The organism is Dyella telluris (assembly GCF_014297575.1).
GTDB classification, from domain to species: Bacteria; Pseudomonadota; Gammaproteobacteria; order Xanthomonadales; family Rhodanobacteraceae; genus Dyella; species Dyella telluris.
Window position 1 is genome coordinate 816,428 of record NZ_CP060412.1, and the last position, 23,549, is coordinate 839,976.

The 23,549-nt window shown below is 65.9% G+C and carries 19 protein-coding genes and 1 pseudogene; 6 read left to right on the plus strand and 14 right to left on the minus strand.

Annotated elements, in window-relative coordinates:
* Window positions 1-68 precede the first annotated feature (68 nt).
* Both H8F01_RS03755 and murJ read right to left on the minus strand, forming a co-directional pair.
* A complete protein-coding gene (locus tag H8F01_RS03755; protein WP_187057738.1) occupies window positions 69-1,022 on the minus strand; it encodes a bifunctional riboflavin kinase/FAD synthetase in 954 nt (317 codons plus the stop codon).
* Window positions 1,023-1,198: 176 nt separating this feature from the next.
* Window positions 1,199-2,791 carry a murein biosynthesis integral membrane protein MurJ gene (murJ, locus tag H8F01_RS03760; protein ID WP_187059138.1) on the minus strand — a complete coding sequence of 531 codons (1,593 nt, stop codon included), beginning with the start codon at window positions 2,789-2,791 and terminating at the stop codon, window positions 1,199-1,201.
* Window positions 2,792-3,075: 284 nt separating this feature from the next.
* On the opposite strand from murJ, the gene rpsT reads away from it, so the two are divergent.
* Window positions 3,076-3,339, plus strand: coding sequence for a 30S ribosomal protein S20 (gene rpsT / locus H8F01_RS03765; protein WP_167254468.1), 264 nt, complete (start codon window positions 3,076-3,078; stop codon window positions 3,337-3,339).
* A gap of 1,126 nt (window positions 3,340-4,465) precedes the next feature.
* Here rpsT and cgtA read toward each other — a convergent pair.
* From cgtA to H8F01_RS03785, 4 genes are all read right to left on the minus strand, one after another.
* Complete coding sequence (gene cgtA / locus H8F01_RS03770; protein WP_187057739.1) at window positions 4,466-5,545, minus strand: Obg family GTPase CgtA; 1,080 nt, start codon at window positions 5,543-5,545, stop codon at window positions 4,466-4,468.
* Window positions 5,546-5,706: 161 nt separating this feature from the next.
* Window positions 5,707-5,964 carry a 50S ribosomal protein L27 gene (gene rpmA / locus H8F01_RS03775; protein WP_019465502.1) on the minus strand — a complete coding sequence of 86 codons (258 nt, stop codon included), beginning with the start codon at window positions 5,962-5,964 and terminating at the stop codon, window positions 5,707-5,709.
* 19 nt (window positions 5,965-5,983) lie between these two features.
* Window positions 5,984-6,298: a 50S ribosomal protein L21 gene (rplU, locus tag H8F01_RS03780; RefSeq protein WP_019465501.1), complete on the minus strand. Its 315-nt coding sequence runs from the start codon at window positions 6,296-6,298 to the stop codon at window positions 5,984-5,986.
* Window positions 6,299-6,395: 97 nt separating this feature from the next.
* Window positions 6,396-7,118, minus strand: coding sequence for a DUF2059 domain-containing protein (locus H8F01_RS03785; protein WP_238481141.1), 723 nt, complete (start codon window positions 7,116-7,118; stop codon window positions 6,396-6,398).
* Between the two features lie 202 nt (window positions 7,119-7,320).
* Between H8F01_RS03785 and uvrA the strand changes: the two genes are divergently transcribed.
* The 4 genes from uvrA (at window position 7,321) to H8F01_RS03805 (ending at window position 13,187) form a co-directional block, all read left to right on the plus strand.
* Window positions 7,321-10,218, plus strand: coding sequence for an excinuclease ABC subunit UvrA (gene uvrA / locus H8F01_RS03790; RefSeq protein ID WP_187057741.1), 2,898 nt, complete (start codon window positions 7,321-7,323; stop codon window positions 10,216-10,218).
* Window positions 10,215-10,718 (plus strand): acyl-CoA thioesterase, encoded by a 504-nt coding sequence (locus H8F01_RS03795; RefSeq protein ID WP_187057742.1) that lies wholly within the window; start codon window positions 10,215-10,217, stop codon window positions 10,716-10,718. The genes uvrA and H8F01_RS03795 overlap by 4 nt, the downstream gene beginning before the upstream one ends.
* A 104-nt stretch (window positions 10,719-10,822) precedes the next feature.
* The gene (locus H8F01_RS03800) at window positions 10,823-12,280 is read left to right on the plus strand and encodes a DUF4139 domain-containing protein (protein WP_425490069.1); all 1,458 of its coding nucleotides are present in this window, start codon (window positions 10,823-10,825) and stop codon (window positions 12,278-12,280) included.
* Window positions 12,281-12,431: 151 nt separating this feature from the next.
* A complete protein-coding gene (locus H8F01_RS03805; RefSeq protein WP_187057743.1) occupies window positions 12,432-13,187 on the plus strand; it encodes an enoyl-CoA hydratase/isomerase family protein in 756 nt (251 codons plus the stop codon).
* An 82-nt stretch (window positions 13,188-13,269) separates the two neighbouring features.
* Here the strand turns inward: H8F01_RS03805 and H8F01_RS03810 are convergent, their stop codons facing one another.
* The 3 genes and pseudogenes from H8F01_RS03810 to H8F01_RS03825 form a co-directional block, all read right to left on the minus strand.
* A complete protein-coding gene (locus H8F01_RS03810; RefSeq protein WP_187057744.1) occupies window positions 13,270-14,151 on the minus strand; it encodes a sulfurtransferase in 882 nt (293 codons plus the stop codon).
* A pseudogene (locus tag H8F01_RS03815) lies at window positions 14,148-14,947 on the minus strand (CoA pyrophosphatase). Before H8F01_RS03815 ends, H8F01_RS03810 begins: the two are co-directional and overlap by 4 nt.
* 120 nt (window positions 14,948-15,067) lie before the next feature.
* Window positions 15,068-15,784, minus strand: coding sequence for an FKBP-type peptidyl-prolyl cis-trans isomerase (locus H8F01_RS03825; protein ID WP_238481142.1), 717 nt, complete (start codon window positions 15,782-15,784; stop codon window positions 15,068-15,070).
* Between the two features lie 171 nt (window positions 15,785-15,955).
* Here H8F01_RS03825 and H8F01_RS03830 point away from each other — a divergent pair, with 171 nt between their 5' ends.
* Window positions 15,956-16,738 (plus strand): enoyl-CoA hydratase-related protein, encoded by a 783-nt coding sequence (locus tag H8F01_RS03830; RefSeq protein WP_187057748.1) that lies wholly within the window; start codon window positions 15,956-15,958, stop codon window positions 16,736-16,738.
* Between the two features lie 81 nt (window positions 16,739-16,819).
* Here H8F01_RS03830 and H8F01_RS03835 read toward each other — a convergent pair whose 3' ends face one another.
* The 5 genes from H8F01_RS03835 to H8F01_RS03855 all read right to left on the minus strand — a co-directional run bounded on the left by H8F01_RS03835 (window position 16,820) and on the right by H8F01_RS03855 (window position 23,542).
* On the minus strand, window positions 16,820-17,728 hold the full coding sequence (locus tag H8F01_RS03835) for a DUF1684 domain-containing protein (protein ID WP_187057749.1): 909 nt from the start codon (window positions 17,726-17,728) through the stop codon (window positions 16,820-16,822).
* A gap of 76 nt (window positions 17,729-17,804) precedes the next feature.
* Window positions 17,805-19,643, minus strand: coding sequence for a DNA mismatch repair endonuclease MutL (gene mutL, locus H8F01_RS03840; RefSeq protein WP_187057750.1), 1,839 nt, complete (start codon window positions 19,641-19,643; stop codon window positions 17,805-17,807).
* 119 nt (window positions 19,644-19,762) lie between these two features.
* Window positions 19,763-21,403, minus strand: coding sequence for an N-acetylmuramoyl-L-alanine amidase (locus tag H8F01_RS03845; RefSeq protein ID WP_187057751.1), 1,641 nt, complete (start codon window positions 21,401-21,403; stop codon window positions 19,763-19,765).
* A 187-nt stretch (window positions 21,404-21,590) separates the two neighbouring features.
* A complete protein-coding gene (tsaE, locus tag H8F01_RS03850; RefSeq protein ID WP_187057752.1) occupies window positions 21,591-22,061 on the minus strand; it encodes a tRNA (adenosine(37)-N6)-threonylcarbamoyltransferase complex ATPase subunit type 1 TsaE in 471 nt (156 codons plus the stop codon).
* The gene (locus H8F01_RS03855; protein WP_187057753.1) at window positions 22,058-23,542 is read right to left on the minus strand and encodes an NAD(P)H-hydrate dehydratase; all 1,485 of its coding nucleotides are present in this window, start codon (window positions 23,540-23,542) and stop codon (window positions 22,058-22,060) included. Before H8F01_RS03855 ends, tsaE begins: the two co-directional genes overlap by 4 nt.
* Between the last annotated feature and the right edge of the window lie 7 nt (window positions 23,543-23,549).

Here is a 23,549-nt window from a genome sequence, read left to right on the forward strand (position 1 = left end):
GCCATGGCCTTTCGGGCCGGCGCCGCCATCGTCTGGCGAAAACGCCAACGTTACCGGATTTAGGCCGGTTACGCCTCGCTGAGACGCGGGTTCATGCCCAGCAATTCACGGGCTTGCCGCGCGTCTTTAGCCATCTGGACGGTCAAATCGTCCAGATTGTCGAATTTCTGCTCATCCCGGAGCTTGGCGACGAATTCCACCGCCATGCGCTGGCCGTAGAGATCGCCCTCGAAGTCGAACAAATGGACTTCCAGCAGCGGCTCCGGCACTTCGTTCACCGTGGGCCGCACGCCCAGGCTGGCCACCGCAGGCCAGCTGCATTCGCTTTCACCCAGGCCCACGCGCACGGCGAAGATGCCGTGGACCGGGCTGGTCCGTTCGCGCAGATGGATGTTGGCGGTGGGATAGCCCAGCTGGCGCCCCAGCTGTTTGCCGTATTCCACCTTGCCTTCCATCACGAAGGGTCGCCCCAGCAGCGGCGCGGCGCCGGAGAACTCACCCGCGGAAAGCAGCGCGCGCACCCGGGTGGCGGAAACCCGTGCGCCTTCCAGCAGCACCGACGGCATGGTGCGGGCGGTGAAACCGAACTCCGGCCCCACCCGCTCCAGCATGGCCACGTCGCCGCTGCGCTTGTGGCCGAAGCGGAAATCCGCGCCCACCCAGACCTCGCGGGCATGGAGCCGCTCCACCAGCACCTTGCGCACGAAATCGTCCGCAGACATGGATGTAAGGGCGCGATTGAAGCGCAGCAAGAGCACCTGCTCCATGCCCGCGGCGTCGAACCCGCGCAGCTTCTCGCGGACGCTGGAAAGGCGCGGCACCGGCTCGGGCGAGAAGAACGCCCGCGGCAGCGGCTCGAAGCTCACCACGATGGGGGTAAGACCCAGCTCGGCCGCGCGCTCGCGCACCTCGGCAAGCAGGGCCTGGTGACCACGATGCAGGCCATCGAACGCACCGACGGCTACTACGCTGCCGCCGGGAGCCAGGCTGGAGCCGGCGACATCCCTGGAAAGTCTCATCATCGGGCGAGTATAGCGTCTGGGCAGGTAGTGCCGGTTGCCATACTTGCACTCACCGCAATCTCGGATGCCCCTCACCGTCATCCCCGCGAAGGCGGGGATCCAGTGACTTTTGAGGCATCGGGCAAGAACGAAAGACGCTGGATCCCCGCCTTCGCGGGGATGACGACTTCAGGACCTCAGACGCCGCGCAATTCGCGCAAGCGGAAGCCCGTCGCAAACAACGTGACCACGTAGGCACCACCGCCCGCCCCCACCAGCACGGCCAGGCGCCACACACGCGTCCATTTGTCCGCATCGGTCCAGTCCGGCCAGGTGTGCATGCCCACCAGCAGCACGGCCACCATCACCGCACAGGACACCACCAGCCTGAGCATATGACGCGCCCAGCCAGGCTGGCGCTGGTACACGCCGGCGCGGCGCAGCCAGTGCCACAGCAGGCCAAGGTTGATGTAGCTGGCCAGCGCGCTGGCCATGCCCAACGCCATATGCAGGCCCGGCACGGCCGCAATGCCGTCCAGCCACGGCAGCTGGCGCTGCTCCGGCGTGGCCCACAGCACGTACAGCAAGGCCACGAAGGCCACGTTCATCACCATGTTCGCCACCAGCGAGGCCACGCCGGCGCGCACCGGGGTCTTGGTGTCCTGGCGCGAATAGAACGCCGGCAGCGCCACCTTCACCAGTGCAAAGGCCGGCAGGCCGAAGCTCAGTGCGGTGATGGACAGCGTCGCCATGTGGGTATCGAACGGCGTGAACTGACCGTGCTGGAACAGCGTAGCGACCAGCGGCCGGGCCAGCAGCATCAGCGCGAACATGGCCGGCACGGCGATCAGCAGCGTGGTGCGCAGGCCCCAGTCCAGCGCCTTGGAGAAACCTTCGCGGTCGGTGGTCACGTGATGGCGCGACAGCGACGGCAGGATCACCGTGCCCAGCGCCACGCCGAACAGGCCCAGCGGCAGCTCCAGGAAGCGGTCCGCCTGCGACAGCCAGCTCTGCGAGCCGGTCATCAGATAGGCAGCGATCACCGTGTCCAGCAGCAGGTTGATCTGCGCGATGGAGGAGCCGAACAGCGTCGGCACCATCAGCTTCAGGATGCGGCGCACGTCCGGGTGGCTCCAGCCCCAGCGCGGCAGCGCCAGCAGGTCCAGGCGGCGCAGCGACGGCAACTGGAAGATCAACTGCAGCACGCCGGCCAGCATGATCGCCCAACCCATCGCCATGATGGGCGGGTGCACCCACTTCGACAGCCACAGCGCGCCGCCGATCATGCACAGGTTGAGGATCACCGGCGTCAGCGCCGGAAGCGCGAACTTATGGAAACTGTTGAGCGCGCCGCCACACAACGCAGTGAGCGAAACGAACAGCAGGAACGGGAAAGTCAGGCGAAGCAGCTGCGCGGTGAGCTCGAACTTCTCCGGCGTGTCGGCCGCGCCCTGCGAAAACAACGCTGCCACCTGCGGCGCGAAGATCACGCCCAGCGCGGTGATCAGCAACAGCACGCCGCCCAGCGTGCCCGACACGCGCGCCATCAGCTCCTTGAGGTCGCCGTGGGGGCGCTTTTCCTTCACCTCGGTGAACACCGGTACGAACGCCGTGGAGAACGAACCCTCCGCGAACAGGCGACGCATGAAGTTGGGGATGCGGAACGCCACCCAGAACGCGTCGGTGGCCGCATTGGCGCCAAAGGTGGCGTTGATCGACATGTCCCGGACCAGACCGAGTACGCGCGAAATCATGGTCATGCTGCTGAAGGACAGCAGCCCACGGAACATGCTGGGAGACTTCATGCCGCTAGTCGTGCCTTTTCTGGTGAGACGTACCGGACGCCGGGCCCCTCTGCCCTGACGCCGAAAGGCGCGTAGTGTGCCAGCCCGGCATGGCAAGTTGACAGCTCAGACGTGGCATAATCAGGCGTTCCCGTTCACCTTGGGCCGCCCATTCAGCGGTTCGATGCCTTCCGGCATGCCCCGGCAGCGCTAAGCTGTTGACGCTGCGGCTCATTAGCCGCATAATTGCCGTCTTTTTCCAACCCAGCAATTCATTTCGGAGTTCTACCTTGGCCAACATCAAGTCCGCGAAGAAGCGCGCGCGCCAGTCCGAGCAGCGCCGCCTGCGCAACGTCAGCGCCCGTTCCATGGTGCGCACCGCCCTCAAGAAGGTCGTCAAGGCCATCGAGAACAAGGACAAGGCAGCCGCCGTTGAGGCCTTTGCCGCCGCCCAGCCGGTCATGGACCGCTACGCGTCGCGCGGCCTGATCCACAAGAACAAGGCTGCTCGCCATAAGAGCCGCCTCAACGCGAAGATCCGCGAGCTGGCGTAAGCCAGCTCCGCGTACTGAATCTCGGGTTGGCGAAGAAGCCGGCGCAAGCCGGCTTTTTTGTGTGCCTGGAAGAAGGGGCCGACGGGAGTCGGTCTTTTTTGTTTTGGGCCAAGGGAATTCCGCGGCGGGGGAGTGTCCCGTGGATCTCTTTGCCGGGTGAGATGGAGGGGGTTTAGATAACGCCTCCTTGGGCAACAGTTCTTTGGTTTCGCCCAAAGCGCCATCGCGAACTGGCCGCCTGCGCAGCGGGCGTTCCGACCTCCTGCCGGAGGCCGGGTCACTTTTCTTTGCTTGCCCAGATAAAAGTAACCAAAAGAAAAGGCACCCCATCTCGGCGCTCAAGGGGAGCGGTAGGCAAAGAGCAGACGGCTCGTGCGGCTACGCTGCGGCGGTCTATCGCGTGTCGGCTCAGCTTTTCTGTAGGAGCGCACCCTGTGCGCGACAGCCTGACGGAGCGGTATCGACATGGCGCTGCGGTCGCGCACAAGGTGCGCTCCTACAGGGGTGTCTCGCACCGTGTGAAGTCTGTTTCTCTCTCACCTCAGTGCCCACCCCAGTCCTCTCCCGAACGGGAGAGGACGAGCGACAGGTGATGTTCAACGTGAACACCCGAGTGGCAAGGAAGGAAGTGCCGCGCAGCGGCACGACGCTCCGCGTTAAGTCCTCAGAGCATCGGCGCGTTGCGAAGCGCATTGCAGTACCCGCTGTGTAGAGGCGGAGGTTGCCAAGCAACAACGTTCCTCAGCCGTTCGGGCTTTTCCTAACGGAATGCTGCCAGCTCTTAAGGCCATTTTCTTTGGGTTACTTTTCTTTTGGGCCAGCAAAAGAAAAGTGACTCGGCCTCCGGCAGGAGGTCGAAACGCCTCCGCGGCGTAAGCGGCAATCTAGCGAGAACGCTACAACCCGAAGGCCAGTGCCAAGTCACTGGATCCCAGCTCCCGCTGAAATGACGGTTCCTATGAAGCGACGTGGCCAGGTTGCCCCCTCACCCCAGCCCTCTCCCCAGCGGGGAGAGGGAGCAGAAGCGTCCACGCTTTCTCTGCCCACGCAGCCCAAGGAGCGGGAAAAAGAAAAAGGCGGCCAAGGCCGCCTTTTTTCAACACCAGGGATCAGGCGCGAGCCACGCTCACTCCGCCACGCCATCCCCACGCAGGCGCACATCTCCCGGCAACATATCCGTGCGCTCTTCCTGCGCCATCTGCTGCTCAGTAAGGAAGTGCCACACCTGCTGGCACACCGGCATGGTGTTCTCGCGTGCAATCGCGGAAACCAGGAACCACGGCTCCTTCCAGCCAAGGCGCGCCACGACATCCGCCGCCACGGCCTGGCGCTCGTCTTCCGGCAGCACGTCAGCCTTGTTCATCACCAGCCAGCGCGGACGCTGCAGCAGTTCGGGGTCGAATTTCTCCAGCTCCTGCTCGATGGCCTGCACCTGCTCCACCGGATCGGAACCGTCGATCGGGGCGATGTCCACCACGTGCAGCAGCAGGCGCGTGCGCGATACGTGGCGCAGGAACTGGATGCCCAGGCCGGCACCGTCCGCGGCGCCTTCGATCAGGCCCGGAATGTCGGCGATGACGAAGCTCTGGTCCGTGCCCAGGCTGACCACGCCCAGGTTGGGGTGCAGCGTGGTGAACGGGTAATCGGCCACGCGCGGCGTCGCGGCGGACACGGCGCGGATGAAGGTGGACTTGCCCGCGTTCGGGAAACCCAGCAGGCCGACGTCGGCCAGCAGCTTCAGTTCCAGCTTCAGCTCACGCAGGTCACCCGGCGTACCCGGCGTGGACTTGCGCGGCGCGCGGTTCACCGAGCTCTTGAAATGGATGTTGCCCAGGCCGCCCTTGCCGCCCTGCGCCACCAGCAGGCGCTGGCCGTGCTGGGTGAGGTCGCCGATGGTTTCGTCGGTGTCGACGTTGATCACCACGGTACCCACCGGCACGCGGATGTAGGTGTCTTCGCCGCCCTTGCCGTACATCTGGCTGCCCATGCCGTTCTGGCCGCGCTCGGCCTTGAACGAGCGCTGGTGACGGAAGTCGATCAGGGTATTGAGGCCCTCGTCGGCCACCAGCCACACCGAACCGCCACTGCCGCCGTCACCACCGTCGGGGCCGCCGAAGGGGATGAATTTTTCGCGACGGAAGCTGATGCACCCGTTGCCGCCGTCACCGGCTTTGACATTGATGATGGCTTCGTCGACGAATTTCATGGGGAAGGTTCCGGGAAAGAGTACGGGGGAACGATGACGCGCAGCCGCGAAACATCATAAGGGAATCCTGCAGTTGCGCTCTCTCTGGCGCTCGCCGCTCCGTTCCCGACAAAAACAAAAGCCCCGCCGAAGCGGGGCCTTCGCTGCAACATCGCTGGGAATTAACCCTTGACGACGCTGACGAACTTGCGGTTGTTCTCGCCGCGCGTCTTGAATTCGACGGTGCCGTCGACCAGCGCAAACAGCGTGTGGTCACGACCCAGGCCCACGCCGGTACCGGCATGGAACTTGGTGCCGCGCTGACGCACGATGATGTTGCCGGCCTCGATGGCCTGGCCGCCGTACACCTTCACGCCGAGATACTTCGGGTTGGAGTCGCGACCGTTGCGGGACGAACCTACGCCTTTTTTATGTGCCATGACTATCTACTCCGGCTGATCAGGCGTTGATGCCCGTGATCTCGACTTCGGTGAAATGCTGACGATGTCCCTGCTGCTTCTTGTGGTGCTTGCGGCGACGGAACTTGATGATGCGGACCTTGTCGGCACGACCATGCTTGCGCACGGTGGCGCTGACGGTGGCACCGGCCACGGTCGGGGCACCGACGGTGATCGACTCACCGGCACCGACCAGCAGAACCTGGTCGAAGGTGAAGGCTGCGCCTTCTTCAGCGTTGAGCAGCTCCACGCGCAGGACGTCGCCCTGCTGAACGCGGTACTGCTTGCCGCCGGTCTTGATGACTGCGTAACTCATGGGAATATCCCTTCTGTCGTTATTCTCTTGGGCTCGCCGGGCCTGATTGGACACCGACGAACTCGGGAGTATAGCGAGCCCGAAGGGGGCTGGTCAATTACTGACCACCCTGCCCGCTGCTCGTCGCGGGCTTGGTGTCCGTCTTGGCCGGGGCCGCCTTGCTGTCGGTCTTGGCGGCTGGCTTGGCCGCCGGTTTGGCCGGAGCCTTCTTCGGCGCTGGCTTGGCCGCGGGCTTCTTGGCCGGGGCCTTGCTGTGCGAGGTGGTATGGCTGGTGGCCTTCGCCGCCGGCTTGGCTTCTTCCCCGTCCGAAGCGTTATCCGCGCCCTTCAGGGCGGCGGCGCCCGCCACGGCCGCTCCCGGCGCCGGCGATGCGGCGACCTTGGCCGGGCACCGGCCGGAGCCGTCCAGGGTGCCCATGTGCTTGAGCTCGTTGACCATCTGGTCGCTGCGCTCATGGCTCCACTGCTGGCCGGCCTCGTTCGCCTCGGCCATGGTGGTGGGCATCTCGGTGATGACCTTCTGGCCCAGCGGTGAGCGATAGAACTTCAGCAGGCCGTTCATCTCGTCCGAGGTGAAGTGGCGCTGCCACACGGGCACCAGGCGACCGATGAACAGCTGGGTCTGGCTCTCGTTCATGTAGTTCTGCCAGAAGTCCGTCGGCACGCACGGCATGGACGCCTGCAGGGTGTTCACCGCCTGGGTGTTCATCTGCAGCAGCATCTTGCCAAGGCCGACCACTTCCATCAGCTGACGGACCTGATCCTCGGTCGCCGGCGACGATGCTGCCATTGCCTGCCCGGCGGCCATTGCAAGCGCCATCGCGGCACCCCATCTGCTCAACTTGCCCATCCGCACTCTCTGCCCGTCTTGTCGGCCGGAAACCGGCCAAAGAATCCATTAGGCCATACTCGGCCGGATCTTCTCTTAAGAGTTTGTTGGATGGGGTCAGACGGCAATAACCGAACTGACAAGTTTGATATAGTACAGTTTTCCCCTACTCCCTCCGACCATCCCGGGCGACATGGACACCATCCGCATACGCGGTGCGCGCACGCACAACCTCAAGAACATCGACCTCGACCTGCCCCGCGACAAACTGATCGTGATCACCGGCCTGTCGGGTTCGGGCAAGTCCTCGCTGGCGTTCGACACCATCTATGCCGAGGGACAGCGACGCTACGTCGAATCGCTGTCGGCGTATGCGCGCCAGTTCCTCTCGATGATGGAGAAGCCGGACGTCGATCACATCGAAGGCCTGTCGCCGGCGATTTCGATCGAGCAGAAGTCCACCTCGCATAACCCGCGCTCCACCGTGGGCACGATTACCGAGGTGTACGACTACCTGCGCCTGCTGTACGCCCGCGTGGGCACGCCGCGCTGCCCGGACCACGGCATTCCACTGGAAGCGCAGACGGTCAGCCAGATGGTGGACAGCACGCTGGCGATGGACGCCGAGAAGCGCTTCATGCTGCTGGCGCCGGTGATCCGCGAGCGCAAGGGCGAGCACGTGCAGGTGTTCGACCAGCTGCGCGCGCAGGGTTTCGTGCGCGCGCGCGTCGACGGCACCGTGTACGACCTCGACGCCGTGCCGCCGCTGACGCTGCGCCAGAAGCACACCATCGAAGTGGTGATCGACCGCTTCCGCCCGCGCGATGACATCAAGCAGCGCCTGGCCGAATCGTTCGAAACCGCGCTGCGCCTGGGCGATGGCCTGGTGATCGTGGTCGACATGGACGATGCGAAGGCGCCGGAGCAATTGCTCTCGTCCCGTTACTCCTGCCCGGTATGCGATTACTCGCTGCCGGAGCTGGAACCGCGCCTGTTCTCGTTCAACTCGCCCGTGGGCGCCTGCCCGACCTGCGACGGCCTTGGCGTGACGCAGGTGTTCGATCCCGCGCGGGTCGTGGCGCATCCGGAGCTGTCGCTGGCCGGCGGTGCCATCCGCGGCTGGGATCGCCGCAACGCGCACTACTTCCAGCTGCTGCTGTCGCTGGCGGCGCATTACAAGTTCGACGTGGATACGCCGTGGCGCAAGCTGCCGGCGGACGTCCAGAAGGCCGTGCTGTACGGCAGCGGCAAGGAACTGATCGCGTTCAAGTACATCACCGAGCGCGGTGGTCGCGTGACGCGCGAACATGCGTTCGAAGGCATCCTTCCGAATATGGATCGCCGCTACAAGGAGACCGAATCGGCGGCGGTGCGCGAGGAACTGTCCAAGTACATCAGCGACCAGGCCTGCCGTGACTGCGAAGGCCAGCGCCTGAACCGCTCGGCGCGCAACGTGTTCGTGGCCGATCACGCCCTGCCCTCGCTGACCTCGCGCTCCATCGACGATTCACTCGCCTTCTTCGAGAAGCTCGCCCTGACCGGCTGGCGCGGCGAGATCGCGGTGAAGATCGTCAAGGAAATCCGCGAGCGCCTCACCTTCCTCAATGACGTGGGCCTCAATTACCTCACGCTGGATCGCCAGGCCGACACGCTGTCCGGCGGCGAAGCGCAGCGCATCCGTCTCGCATCGCAGATCGGCGCCGGCCTGGTGGGCGTGATGTACGTGCTCGACGAGCCGTCCATTGGCCTGCACCAGCGCGACAACGAACGCCTGCTGGGCACGCTGACGCGCCTGCGCGACCTGGGCAACACGGTGATCGTGGTGGAGCACGACGAAGACGCCATCCGCATGGCCGACCACGTGCTCGACATCGGCCCCGGCGCCGGCGTGCATGGTGGCGAAGTGGTGGCCGAGGGTTCGCTCAAGGACATCCTGAATTCGTCGCGTTCCGTCACCGGCCAGTTCCTGTCCGGCAAGCGCGGCATCAAGGTGCCGGAAGAGCGCCGCCAGCAGCTCGACCCCGACTCGTGGCTGCACCTGAAGGGCGCCAGCGGCAATAACCTCAAGAACGTCGACCTGGACATTCCGGCCGGCCTGTTCACCTGCGTCACCGGCGTATCCGGCTCGGGCAAGTCCACGCTGATCAACGACACGCTGTTCCGCCTGGCCTCCGCGGAGCTCAATGGTTCCAGCGAGAAAGCGGCGCCGTACGAGTCCATCGAAAACCTGGAACTGTTCGACAAGGTGGTGGACATCGACCAGTCGCCGATCGGTCGTACGCCGCGCTCCAATCCGGCCACCTACACCGGCCTGTTCACGCCGCTGCGCGAGCTGTATGCGCAGGTGCCCGAAGCGCGTGCGCGCGGCTATACGCCGGGCCGCTTCAGTTTCAACGTGCGTGGTGGCCGCTGCGAAGCCTGCGAAGGCGACGGCATGATCAAGGTGGAGATGCACTTCCTGCCGGATGTGTACGTGCCTTGCGACGTCTGCCACGGCAAGCGCTACAACCGCGAAACGCTGGAAGTGCACTACAAGGGCCACACGATTGCCGATGTGCTCGACATGACGGTGGAAGACGCGCTGAAGCTGTTCGAGAACGTGCCGACCATCGCCCGCAAGCTGGAAACCCTGCGCGCCGTGGGCCTCGATTACATCAAGCTCGGCCAGAGCGCGACCACGCTCTCGGGTGGCGAAGCGCAGCGCGTGAAGCTGTCCAAGGAACTGTCCAAGCGCGACACCGGCCGCACGTTGTACATCCTCGACGAACCGACCACGGGTTTGCACTTCCACGACATCGAGCAGTTGCTCGACGTGTTGCACCAGCTGGTGGAACAGGGCAACACCGTGGTGGTGATCGAGCATAATCTGGATGTGATCAAGACCGCCGACTGGCTGGTCGATCTCGGCCCGGAAGGCGGCGCCGGTGGTGGTCGCATCCTCGTGACCGGCACGCCGGAGACGGTGGCTGCCACGCCGGGCTCGCATACCGGACACTTCCTTGCCCCGCACCTGGACATGAAGCCCGCCAAGGCGGCCAAGGCCCAGGGCAATGGCAAGAGCAAACCTGCATTACGGAAGAAGACTGCATGAGTTCCACCGAAACAGTGCCTGAGAAGCGCACGCGTTCCCGCAAGGCCGAGACGCAGGAAAGTGCCCCGGCCGTGACGGACGCACAGGCACCCGAGGCGGCGGCCGGACCGCTGTTCGTCGCCCCCATTGGCGTGCGTTGGCGCGACCTGGACGCGTTCAATCACGTCAACAATTCCAACTACCTGACCTATCTCGAAGAAGCGCGTCTGCAGTGGCTGCAGCACGTGCCGGGCTGGTTCGACGAACACTCGATGCCCGTGCTGGCTGCGAGCGAAGTGAATTACCGCCGCCCCATTGAATGGCCCGCGCAGTTGAACGTGGAGCTGTTCTGCGAACGGTTGGGCAACAGCTCGGTAACCATCGGGCACCGCATCATCAACGCACACGACGGCGCGCTGTACAGCGACGGCAAGGTGGTGATGGTGTGGATGGATCCGGCCAGCGGCAAGCCGGTGCCCCTGCCGCAATCCATCCGCGACGCCGCCGAAGCAGGCGCTTGAACGGACCAGCCGGCAATCGGGGTTAGCCCTACCGGCACGACGGATGCCGCAGCTTCATGCGGCATCCGTACTATCAACGGCGACCACCCGAAAGGAGTTCGACCGTGATCCCGCTTCCCCTCCGCACCTTCGCCTTCGCCATGGCCGCCGGCACCGGCGCAGGCGCCATCGCCGCACCGTCTTCCACCACGCTCACGCTGTACCGCAGCGACGACGCCTCGCTGTTCAGCGCGGGCGACAACGGCGGGGTGAATGCCGGTTACGCCGTGGCGCGCGAACCCCGCCAGCTTGAGCTGACCTCCGGCACGCAGGACATCAGCCTCGGCGGACTGCCGCAGTATCTCGACCCCGAAGCCATGGCGCTGAATGTGGACGGCGATGCTGCCCAGGTGATCTCCCAGCGCCTGCTGCTCAGCCAGGGGCAGAACGCCGCGCTGGGCAGCCTGATCGGCCAGAAGGTGGACGTGGTTTCCTCGAGCGGGCAGTCGCTCGCCAGCGGCACCCTGCTGCGCGCCAGCGACGGCTTGGTGGTACAGGAGAGCAACGGGTTCTCCACCCTGATCCGTGACTACGCGGCGGTGCGCGCACTGGGCAGCTTCCAGACCGGCTCCAGCCTGCAGTTGCGCGTGGACGCCAAACGCGCCGGCAAGGCGCAGGCCACGTTGAGCTACACCACCGCCGGTCTCGGCTGGCGTGCCGCCTACGTGGGAACGCTGGCGCAGGGCGATAGCTGCAAGATGCAGTTCGAATCACGCGCCAGCGTCGCCAACCGCAGCGGCCGCGACTGGAAAAACGTGCAGCTGACGCTGGTGGCGGGCGAACCGCAGATCACCAAGCAGGCCGGAGGCCCCCGCCCGATGGCTTTCGCCGTGCGTGCCAAGACCGCCGACGCTGCCATGCCTGAGCAGGCCACGCTGGCCGACTACCGCACCTACACCATGCCCGGCGCGGTCGACCTGCCCGATGGCAGCGTGAGCCAGCTGCCGCTGTACACCACGCGCAGCATCGCCTGTGAACGCACATCGCTCTACGAGAACGGCGGCGGCTGGGTACCTCCGCAGCCGATGATCAGCCAGGACTTCGTGCCCGGCGGCGAGAACACCGGCATCGTGAGCACCCTGCAGTTCCGCGCCTTCGACAGCCTGCCGGCGGGCTACCTGCGCGTGCTCACCGCCGACCGAAACGGCACGCCGCAGTTCATCGGCGAAGGCCGTATCAGCGACACGCCCAAGGGCAGCGATGCGCGCATCACGCTCGGCCAGGCATTCGACCTGCGCGGCAAGCGCGAGCGCACGAGCTTCCACGTGGACAAGAACGGCCGCACGCTGGACGAAGCGTTCCGCATCACCCTGACCAACGCCGGCGACAGCCCGCGCACGGTCACCGTGCGCGAGCATCCGCAGCGCTGGCGCCAGTGGACACTGGTCTCCTCCAGCGGCAAGCCGAGCACACAGACCACCGACACGCTGGAGTTCAAGGTGACCGTGCCCGCCAGCGGCTCGGCGACCGTCGACTACGCGGTGCGTTACACGTGGACGGCCGAGGACAACCCTCAGGGCTGAGATCAGAAGTGAGTGAAGAGAAGTGAGGAGTGAGATAAGGCGACGGGGTCGCAACTCTGGTCCTTTCTTCTCTCACCCAGCCCTACTCACGCCCAGCCTTCCGGTCTTTGCTACTCTCGCTTCTCACTCCTCTCAACTCACTCCTGCCCCTATGCTCAACCTCATCACGCACGACGCGGTTACCGAAATCAACCTGGCACGTCCGCCGGTGAACGCGCTCAATGTCGAGCTGCTGGGCGCACTGCGCGACGCCATCGACAAGGCCATTGCCGGCGGTGCGCGCGGCATCGTGCTGTCGGGCCAGCCGGGCATGTTCTCCGCCGGCGTGGACGTGCCCTCGCTGCTTGGTCGCGACCGCGAAGGTGTGGCCGACTTCTGGCGCGAGTTCTTCCTCACCGGTGCCAAGCTCGCCATGTCACCGGTACCCGTGGTGGCCGCGATCACCGGCCACAGCCCGGCGGGCGGCGCCGTGTTGTCGCTGTTCTGCGATTACCGCGTGATGGCGGAGGGCCCGTTCCGCATCGGCCTCAATGAAGTGCAGGTGGGCCTGGTGGTGCCGGAGAGCATCCAGATGGCGTTGCGCCGCATCGTGGGCAACTACCGCGCCGAGCGCCTGATGGTCGCGGGCACCATGGTCGAATCGTCCGAGGCGCTGGCCATCGGTCTGGTGGACGAACTCACCAATGTCGAACAGGTGGTGACGCGTTCCGTGGTGTGGATGCAGGCCCTGCTCGCCCTGCCCTCCAATGCCATGCTCAAGACGCGCGCGATTGCCCGCGCCGACCTGACGGCCGTATGGGCCCATCCGGAGAAATTGCCGCTCGACGAGTTCGTCGATGCGTACTTCCATCCGGAAACGCAGGCGGTGCTGGAGAAGCTCGTCGCGAGGCTGAAGAAGAAGGACTGATTTCCGTTCCTTGCAGGAGCGCACTTGTGCGCGACCGTTCCGATATTCGGTCGCGCACAAGTGCGCTCCTACAAGAGAGCCATTAGCCCGGCTCGGCGCCCTTGGCCACGGGCCGGCCTGCATCGCTCACCCAGCCGCTCCACGACGGCGCATACAGGCGCGATCCGGACAGCCCGGCGTGTTCCATCGCCAGCAGGTTGTGGCACGCGGTGACGCCCGAGCCGCACATGTGCACCACGTCCGGCGCTGCATGCGAGCCCAGCGCCGCTTCGAACTCCCTGCGCAGCACATCGGCCGGTTTGAAACGGCCATCCTCGCGAAGGTTTTCCGAGAATGGACGATTCAGCGCACCCGGCACGTGGCCGCCGACCGGATCGATCGGTTCCACTTCACCGCGGTAACGCGGCACGGCGCGTGCGTCGAGCAGCACGCGCTTCGGATCGTTGCGCAGCGATGCATGATCGACGATGTACTGACCGGCATCAAAATGCAGTGACACCGGACGCGCGGCGCGATGTACGTCGCCCGCTTCCACCGTCTTGCCTGCGTTGACCCATGCGGGATATCCGCCGTCGAGCACGGCCACGCTGCGGATGCCTGCCAGTCGCAGCAGCCACCACAGGCGCGCCGCAGCGAGCGAACCGCTGGCAGCGTCGTAGCACACGATCTGCGTGCCTTCCCGCCAGCCCCAGCGTGACAGCACTTCGGAAAAGGCCTGCTCCAGCGGCAGCGGGTGGCGCCCCAGGCCTTCGGCCTTGCGCGAGAGATCGGACAGGTCGGCATCAAGGCTGGCATAGACCGCACCGGGAATATGCCCCTCGCGATAATCGCGCTCGCCCTTGCCTACATCGCGCTGACCCGAGCCCGGCGCCATCAGGTCAAAGCGGCAATCAACGATCAGCACATCGTCAGGCACGAGCGCCGCCAGTGCCTCGACATCGATCAACGTCGTCTTGAGTGTCATGCCCGTCCCATCCTCTGCAGGAGGTTGAACACCATGGCGGCGGTGGCACCCCAGATACGGTGGCCGCCATGCACGAACTCCACCATGTCACGGCGATGGCCGCGGAAATCCATGGTGTAGCGTTTGAGATTGCGCGGTTCGAGGAAGAACGACAACGGCACCTCGAATACTTCCGCCACTTCCGCAGGCGCGGGATACAGCCGCGCGTCCGGATCGATGCGCGCCACCACCGGCGTGATGGTGTAACCGCTGATGGTCTCGAAGCGATCAAGAAAGCCCAGCGGCGTAACGAGCCGGCGCTCAAGGCCGATTTCCTCTTCGCTCTCGCGCAGCGCGGTGGCGATGGCGTCGGCGTCACCGGGATCCGTGCGGCCGCCCGGAAAGGCGACCTGGCCGGCGTGGTCCTGCAGGTGATCGGTGCGCACGGTCAGCACCAGGCGCGGCTGCACGCCTTCGCGCAGGCCCACCAGCACGGCGGCCGGCCGACGCGGCTTGTTGCCGATCAGCTCGACCATGTCGCTGTGGTTCCAGCCCTGCCCTTCCGGCGGCGACGACAAGGGCAACACGGCGTGGCTCAGGTCGGCGAGCAGTTCATCCATCACGCGGTCTTCCGCGAGGGAAGCACGTCGCGCATGTAGCGGATTCGTTCGTCGTCCGGCATGCCTCGCCAGCGGGCGATTTCGTCGCCGGTGCGCAGGCAGCCGATGCAGTAGCCGCGCTCGTCCAGGCGGCAGATGCCAATGCAGGGACTGAGGGGGTTGCCGGAAGAACCAGGGGAGCTGTCAGCCACCGTCATGCCGCTAGGAGATATCCACGAAAGCGCGGCACGGAAGCGTGCCGGGCAAGCGGCGATGTTATCACGGCAGGCCCGGGGGCCGGGCCGGGTGGTCGCGCGCCATGGCGGCGACCACGGGGGTCAGGGCTTGATTTCGAGCAGCTCGATTTCGAACACGAGCGCCTCGTTCGGCCCGATGCGCGGCGGATCGCCCTTCACGCCATAGGCCAGGCTGGGCGGCACGGTGACCTTCCACAGGTCACCCACATGCATGCGCTGGATCACTTCCTGCCAGCCCGGAATCACCTTGTTGTTGACCACAAAGCTCACCGGCGAACCATGCGCCCACGAGCTGTCGAACTCGGTGCCGTCGATCAGCATGGCGCGGAAATTCACCGTGACCACCGAGCCCTCCGGCACCGGCTTGCTGCCCGTGCCCTTCTTCAGCACTTCGTACTGGATGCCCGACGGCAGCTGGATCACGCCCGGCTTCGCCTTGTTGTGCTCCATGTAATCGGCGCTCTTGCGCGCATTGGTTTCGGCGGCCTGCCTGAACTGCGCCAGCGCCTGGGAGTGCATCTGCTCGTCGAGTTCGCGCAGCTGGTCGTGCATGTCGCGCATCGGCACGGTCGGGCGCTTCTTGGCGTAGGCGTCCTGGATCGCACGCAGCAAGGTGGGGATGTCCACGTCCGGTTCGCCGTTGGCGAACTGGCTGCCGATCTGGTAGCCGATGGCGTAGGACAGCTTGGTCTTGTCGAGCTTGACCTTGGACTGGTCCTGCGGGGCTGCACTGTCCTGGGCATGCGCCACGACACCCCATAACAGGACGCCCAGCGCGAGCCAACGCAGTTGTGCCATGCCTTCCTCCATTCAGAGCCTACCCAGGCTCAAACCGCAGGTCCGCCATCCTAAGCGGTCTTGGCGAATCGTGCAGCGGTGCCGGACCATCCGGCGTCCCTGCTAAGAACGTGCGAAGCGCCAAAGGTTCCCGCTGGTACCATGAGCCCCTTTTACCGCCGGAGTGGAATCATGGCCTATCGCAACCTGGAAATCGCCAACCGTGGCGCGGTGCGCACCATCACCGTCAACCGCCCGGACAAGCTCAATGCGCTCAACCGAGAGACGCTCAACGAGCTGACGCTGGCCTTCACCCAGGCGGCCCAGGACGATGACGTGCGCGTGGTGGTGCTGGCCGGCGCCGGCGAAAAGGCCTTCGTGGCGGGCGCGGACATCGCCGAAATGAACGGCTACACCCCGGTCCAGGCACAGGGTTTCTCGCGTGCGGGCCAGCGCCTGATGAGCCTGGTCGAACGCCTGGGCAAGCCGGTGATCGCCCGCATCCAGGGCTTCGCCCTCGGCGGCGGCATGGAGCTGGCGATGTGCTGCCATCTGCGCGTGGCCAGCGAGAAGGCCAAGTTCGGCCAGCCCGAAATCAATCTCGGCCTGATCCCCGGCTTCGGCGGCACGCAGCGCCTGCTTCGCCTGGCTGGCCGCGGTGCCGCGCTGGAGCTGTGCCTGCTGGGTGCGCCCATCAACGCCCAGCGCGCCTATGAGCTCGGCGTGGTCACCCGCGTGGTGGCGCCCGAGGCGCTGGACGACACCGTCAACGCCATGGCCGACCAGCTGGCCGCTGCCGCGCCGCTGGCCGCTGCGGGCATCCTCGATGCCGTGCTGCAGGGTGGCGAAACCAGCATCGATCAGGGCCTGGAGTTTGAAACGCAGGCGTTCGCCCTCGCCTTCTCCACCGACGACATGCGCGAGGGCACCACGGCGTTCCTCGAAAAGCGCAAGGCGGAGTTCAAAGGGCGCTGAAGAGCGAGAAGTGAGTGAAGAGGAGTGGGAAGTGAGAGTGGTTTCTCTCACTCCTCACTTCTAAATCCTCACTACTCGCTCTTAATGACCGCCGCGATACTTCTTCTCGCCAGCCGTCACCGCCAGATCCATCCGGTTTTCCGGCGGCGCCAGCGGGCACGTGGCGTAGGGCGTGAAGGCGCAAGGCGGGTTGTACGCGCGGTTGAAATCGAGCACCACCTTGCCGTCCTTCGGCAGGTCGGCATACAGGAAACGCGCGGCGCCGTAGGTTTCCTTGCCGGAGGTGCGATCGGCAATCACGAAGAACAGCGAGTCGGGTTCTTCCTGGATCGGCATCAGCTCGTAGGTGTGGCCATCGCGCTGGAACACGGCCTTGCCCGGTACCTTTTCCTTGTTGATGGTGCCCAGCACCGAGCCGATCTCCAGCTCGTGCGGTGGGTTGAACGGCACCCAGTCGGCCACGATGCGCCACGACGGATCGGCCGGGTAATAGTCCAACCCGAGGAAATGCGTGCGCGTTTCTGCGTCGCTGTCCTTCACGCGCAACGCCTTGCGGCCGTCACGCTCGATGACGAGGAAGCTCACCGAGCCGAACGCCACCACGGACGGCGCGCCGGCACCGGCGTGGGCGTCGTCGACCAGCGCGGTCTCATGCACCAACTTGCCGTCGACGGTGGCGCCACTGTTCTTGTCGAGCACGATGTGCAGGCTGCCATCCTTCGACAGGGTGACCACGCCCAGGTGGGCAGGACCGGCCTTCAGCACGATGTCGTTGTCGGCGGCGCTGCCTACGCGGTTCGCGCCTTCCTTCAGCCATTCGAGGCCGATCAGGCTCAACCAGCCATTCGGCGCGGTGAGGCTGGCGAGGCGGGTCTGTTGCCAGTGGCTGTTCTGCTGCGGGAAATCGGTGGCCACGGCGGCGTTGGTCTGGGCTTGCACGTTGGCAACTCCAAGGCTGAGGGCAAAGGCGAGAGCGGCGGTACGCAACATGGTCAGCCCCGTCGGAATGAGGCTCCGAGTATGGACGTCCATTTATCGACGTGGCAAGCGCGCACCGTACAGAAAATCAGCGTCCCCGGAGGAACAGCTTGTCCAGCTCGGGCAGGCTGAGCTGGGTCCAGGTCGGGCGTCCATGGTTGCACTGCCCCGAGCGTTCGGTGGCTTCCATTTCCCGGAGCAGCGCGTTCATTTCAGGCAGGGTGAGACGCCTGCCCGCACGAACCGACCCATGGCATGCCATGGTGGCGAGCAACTCGTTTTCCAACTCCTGCAGCCGGCGCGAGCTGCCGTGCTGCGCCAGCTCAGCCAGCACGTCGCGGCACAGCTGCGCCACATCGGCACCTTCCAGCAGCGCGGGGATGCGCCGCACCACCACGCCGGACGGTCCGCTGCGCGACAGCTCCAGGCCCCAGTCGGCCAGCGCGTCGCCGTGTTCTTCGGCGGCGGCAGCCTCTTTCGCGCTCACCGACACATTCAACGGCACCAGCATCAACTGCGAACGCAGATTGCTGCACGCGCGGCCGGCCTTGAGCTTTTCGTAGGTGATGCGCTCGTGCGCGGCATGCATGTCCACCAGGATCAGCCCATGCATGTTCTCCGCGAGGATATAGATGCTCTTGAGCTGGGCGATGGCGAAACCCAGCGGCGGGGCCTCCTCCTCGGAAGCCTCCGGCATGGGCACATGGGCCGGGAACGCCATGGATGCGGGTGCATGGGCCGGTTCACCGAGCAGTGCGGCGTAGCCGGCCATCGGTTCGTCGCGCACACCCAGGCTCAGTCGACTCTGGCTGAAGGCGTTCGGCCAGGCCGGCGCGGACACTGCAGCGGCGGATGGCGGCGCCATGCTGTAGGACGGCGCCATCATGGGCGCCTGTGGCTCACTGGAAGGAAGCCCCGTATTGCCGGCGCGCGTGTGCGCCAGGGCTTCGTGCAGCGTGCGGAACAGGAAGTCGTGCACCAACCGCTGCTCGCGGAATCGCACTTCGCTTTTGGCCGGATGCACGTTCACGTCCACACCGGCCGGGTCGAGTTCCAGGTACAACACGAAGGCCGGGTGACGCCCGTGGAACAGCACGTCGGCATACGCCTGGCGCACCGCATGGGCCACCACGCGGTCACGCACGAGACGGCCGTTGACGTAGAAATACTGCGAGTCGGCCTGCGAACGCGATGCGGTAGGCAAACCCACCCAACCCGACAGATGCAGGCCCGCGGCAGCGTGATCGATGCGCAGGCTCTGCGCGGGGAAATCCTCACCCATCACCTCGGCCACGCGCAGCAAGGCCGCGCTTTCGTCGCGTGCCGCCTTGAGGATGCGTACTGGCTTGCCGTTGTGGCTCAGGCGAAATTCCACCGAGCCACGCGCCAGTGCGAGCGACTTCAGCAGGTCGTCGATGTGCGCGAACTCGGTACGCTCGGCGCGGAGAAACTTGCGTCGTGCCGGTACGTTGTAGAACAGGTCGCGCACTTCCACGCTGCTGCCCTGCGGATGCTGCGCCGGCCGGGCTGCCTGCATCTTGCCGCCATCCACTTCGATGCGGAAGGCGGTTTCCATGCCCTGCGCGCGAGAGGTCAGTGCAAAACGCGCCACCGACGATACCGACGCCAGCGCCTCGCCACGGAAACCCATGCTGGCGACGTGCTCCAGATCGTCGAAACTGCCGATCTTGCTGGTGGCATGCGAGGCCACTGCCAGCTGCAGTTCGTCGGGAACGATGCCGCAGCCATCGTCGCGTACGCGGATCAGCCGCGCTCCGCCCTGTTCGATATCCACCTCGATGCGCGTGGCGCCGGCGTCGAGGCTGTTTTCCACCAGCTCCTTCACCACGGACGAAGGTCGTTCGATCACTTCACCGGCAGCGATCTGGTTGATGAGTTCAGGCGGAAGCGGACGAATGACTGGCATCCGCGAAGCTTAACGGGAAAAGGCGGGGAGTGAGTGGCGAGAAGTGAGTAGTGAGAGGTGCCAAGCGTAACCGCTTGCTTTCTCTCGTTTCTCACTCCTCTTCACTCACTCCTGGCTGTTCAGCCGGCCGGAATGGCCAGCATCATGCCCACGCGCATGCTGTTGTCGCCGTCGAGCTTGTTGGCGTTCTTGAGCGCGCTGATGCTGACGCCGTACTGCTTGGCAATGCTGCGCAGGCTCTCGCCGCGCTCGACGCGATGCATGTCCTGCACGCCGTCGTCCGCGCGTGCGGAGCCGGCCGGCGTGGACGCCATGGCCTGCGCCACGGCGCGGGTGGCCCGGGCCGAGGTGTCGTCGTCACCCTGAGACGTGGCCACGTTGGCCACGCCGTTGCGACGCGACGCCTGGGCGGCAAACCAGCTGCCCGGCGGCGGGGTGGATTCGAAATAGCTGCGGACGCCGCCCATCACCGCCGCGGCGAGGCGCGCCTGGTGGGACGGGTCGCGCAGCTTGCGCTCTTCGTCCGGATTGCTGATGAAGGCGGTCTCGACCAGGATCGACGGCACGTCCGGTGAACGCAGCACCACGAAGTTCGCACGCTCCACGTAACCGCGATGGGTCGGGCCGAGATTGCCCAGCGCGCGCAGCACGTTGCCGGCCACCGATTCGCTGGCCTGCATGGAATAACCCTGCTGCAGATCCAGCAACACGGCGGCCAGGCCGTCGTTCTTGTCGTCCAGCGTGACGCCGCCGATCAGGTCGGCGCGGTTCTGGCCGTCGGCCAGCCAGCGGGCCGCCATGCTGGTCTTGCCGCGCGGTGACAGCACCCACACGGACGAACCCTTGGCGTCACCGTTGATGAAGGCGTCGGCGTGGATCGACACGAACAGGTCGGCCGAGTTGTTGCGGGCAATCTGGTAACGCTGCGCCAGCGGAATGAAGAAGTCGGCGCTGCGCGTCAGCACGGCGCGCATGCCCGGCTGCTGGTTGATCTGGTCGGCCAGCTGGCGCGCCACCGCCAGGGTGACGTTCTTTTCCAGCGTGCCGCCGGGACCGTGTGCACCCGGGTCATCACCGCCGTGACCAGCATCGATGGCAATGACCACCTTGCGCTCGCCGTTGAGCATGGCCGCGGCGGCACGGGTAGAAGCCATGCCGCTCTGGGTGGACTTGAGCGAGGACTTGCCGGTGCTGCGCACCGGTTCCGGCGCAGGCGCGGGGGCCGGCGGCGGGGTGGCGACCACGGGCGCCGCCACGGATGCCGTGCTGCTGTCGCCGTCGTCATCCGACGACGGCACGGGCGCGGGGGCCTGAGCCGGCACCGGGACGCCCAACTTCGCCGCCGCCCTGGCCACGCTGCCACTACTGCCGGGGTAAAGGTCGACCACCAGACGGTAGCCGTAATCGGCCTGCGGCTTGAGCAGGAAGCTCTTCACGCTGCTGGAGGGGTCGATCTTCGCGGTCAGGTGGACGTTGTTGCCCTGCCGCTCGCCGCTGAGGCCCTTGTACAGGCCCGTGGCGCCAGGCGCGCTGAAATTGCTGGCGATGGAGCTGGCGTTGACGTCGACCGTGAGCTCGCCGCCGTCCTGGTTGAGCTTGTAGGTCACCGGGCCGGATACGTCGAGCACCACACGGGTGTACTCAGGGCCAGCCCAGACGCGGGCGGACCTCACGTCGGCCGCGCGACTCGCGCAAAAAGGCGCCGCGGCCAGCAAGACCACAGCGCCGAGCACAGCTGGTTGCGTCCGATATCCCTTCATGGAGCGGAATTGAAGCCCAGCGGCCTCACGAAAGCAAGAGGTTTTCCCTTGAATATCCATAACCTGCAAGGCTTTTGTCAGTCGGCATCCAGCTATCGGCCGCAAGCCACGCAAACTGAAGGCTTAGCGCCCTGCCAAGCCCTCGAAAAAAATCTCAGCAAGTACGGATACTTAGAGGCGACGAGCTTCAGCCCACGCCGCCGTCGAGCCGGGAAACCACACCGGCACCCCGCGTCGTCTGCGCCTCCATCCGCGCGCTGCGGCCCGTACCGGCATAACCCAGATGAATCACCAGATCGGGCATCGGCAACGCCCCCTTGCCGCGCTCGGGCCACTCCACCAGCACCAGCGCGGCGGGGTCGGACAAGGCGTCCAGGCCCAGCCACTCCAGCTCGCCCGGATCGGCAATGCGGTAGAGATCCAGGTGCCAGGCCGGGCGACCGTTGGCGCGATAGGACTCCACCAGGCTGTAGGTCGGGCTCTTGATGCGCTCGCCCACGCCCAGCGCCCCCAGCAGCGCGCGGGCGAAACTGGTCTTGCCCGCCCCGAGGTCGCCATGCAGGTACACCACCAGCCCGCCGTCCAGCACCCCGGCCATGCGGGTGGCGAGCGCGGCGGTCGCGGTTTCGTCGGGAAGGTTCCAGCTTGAATCGGTCATGCGTCCCTTCCGTTGAGCAGGAGCCGGAGCGGCTCCAGCAGGTCGGTGGCCAGAAGGCCGCGTTCGCCACCGCGTGCCGCGGCCAGGTCGCCGGCGCGTGCATGCAGCGAAACGCCGAGGCAGGCAGCCTGCCAGGCATCGCAGCCCTGGGCCAGCAGCGCCGCAATGATGCCCGTCAGCAGGTCGCCCATGCCGCCGGTGGCCATGCCCGGATTGCCCCAGGGGCATACGGCGACACGCCCCTGCGGGTCGGCGACGAGACTGCCTGCACCCTTGAGCACCGCCACCGCCTGGTAGCGACGAGCCAGTTCACGCACAGCGGCATAGCGGTCCTTGCCGATGGTTGCGGTATCGCAGCCAAGCAGGCGCGCCGCTTCACCCGGATGCGGGGTGATGACGGACGAACCCGTGCATTCTCTCGGCTCAAGGGCCAGCAAGTTCAGGCCATCCGCATCCAGCACCAGCGGCAGCTGGCTATCCAGCGCAGTCAGCCACAGCGCGTGGCCCCAGGCGCCCTGCCCCAGCCCTGGCCCCACCGCGAGCACGGTGGCACGCGGCAATAAGGCCTCCAGTGCCTGCGGGCCATTGACGTCGTGGGCCATCAACTCCGGTCGTGCGCTGTTGAGCGCGGTCAGGTGATCGGCGCGGGTCGCCACGCTGACCAGCCCTGCCCCGCCACGCAACGCAGCTTCACCGCACAGGCGAATCGCGCCGGCCGTGCCGTGGTCGCCACCGATGGCGAGCACGTGGCCGTTACTGCCTTTGTGTGATTGGCGCGGGCGCGGCGGCAGGGTCCACGGCTGCATGAGGTTGGCATCCGGATCGACACCCTGCCACAGCGTTTCCGGCAGTCCCAGCGACTCCCACTGCACGGTGCCGACATAACCCGGCGCAACCCCGGTGAACAAGCCGCGCTTGAGTGCGATGAAGGTCACCGTGACATCGGCCTGCACCGCGTCGCCCGGCACATCGCCGGTATCGGCATTGACGCCCGAGGGCACATCCAGTGCCAGCACCGGCCTGCCCGTCGCGTGAATGTCACGGACCAGCGCTGCCACATCGGGCGTCAGCGCGCGCTGCAGGCCCGTGCCGTACAGCGCATCCACGTGCACATCGACCAGCGGCAGCTCGATGCCTTCGCGCCAGGCATGCACGGTGCCGCCACTGTGCTCGAACTCGTGGCGCGCGCGCATGGCGTCGTCGCCACGGCTTTCGCCCCAGGCCAGGACATCGGCATGAAGGCCGGCCTCACGGCCAAGCGCCGCCAGCAGGAAACCATCACCGCCGTTATTGCCCGGGCCGCAGTACACCGCGATGCGACGCGCCTGCGGCCAGTGCTGGCGCAGGCATACCAGCGCGGCCGCCGCAGCCCGTTGCATCAATTCGTAGCCAGGGATGCCGAGCCCATCGATGGCACGGCGATCGAGCGCCCGCACCTGTTCAACGGTATAGAGCTCGTGACGATGGGAAGAGGCAGTCATGACGGAA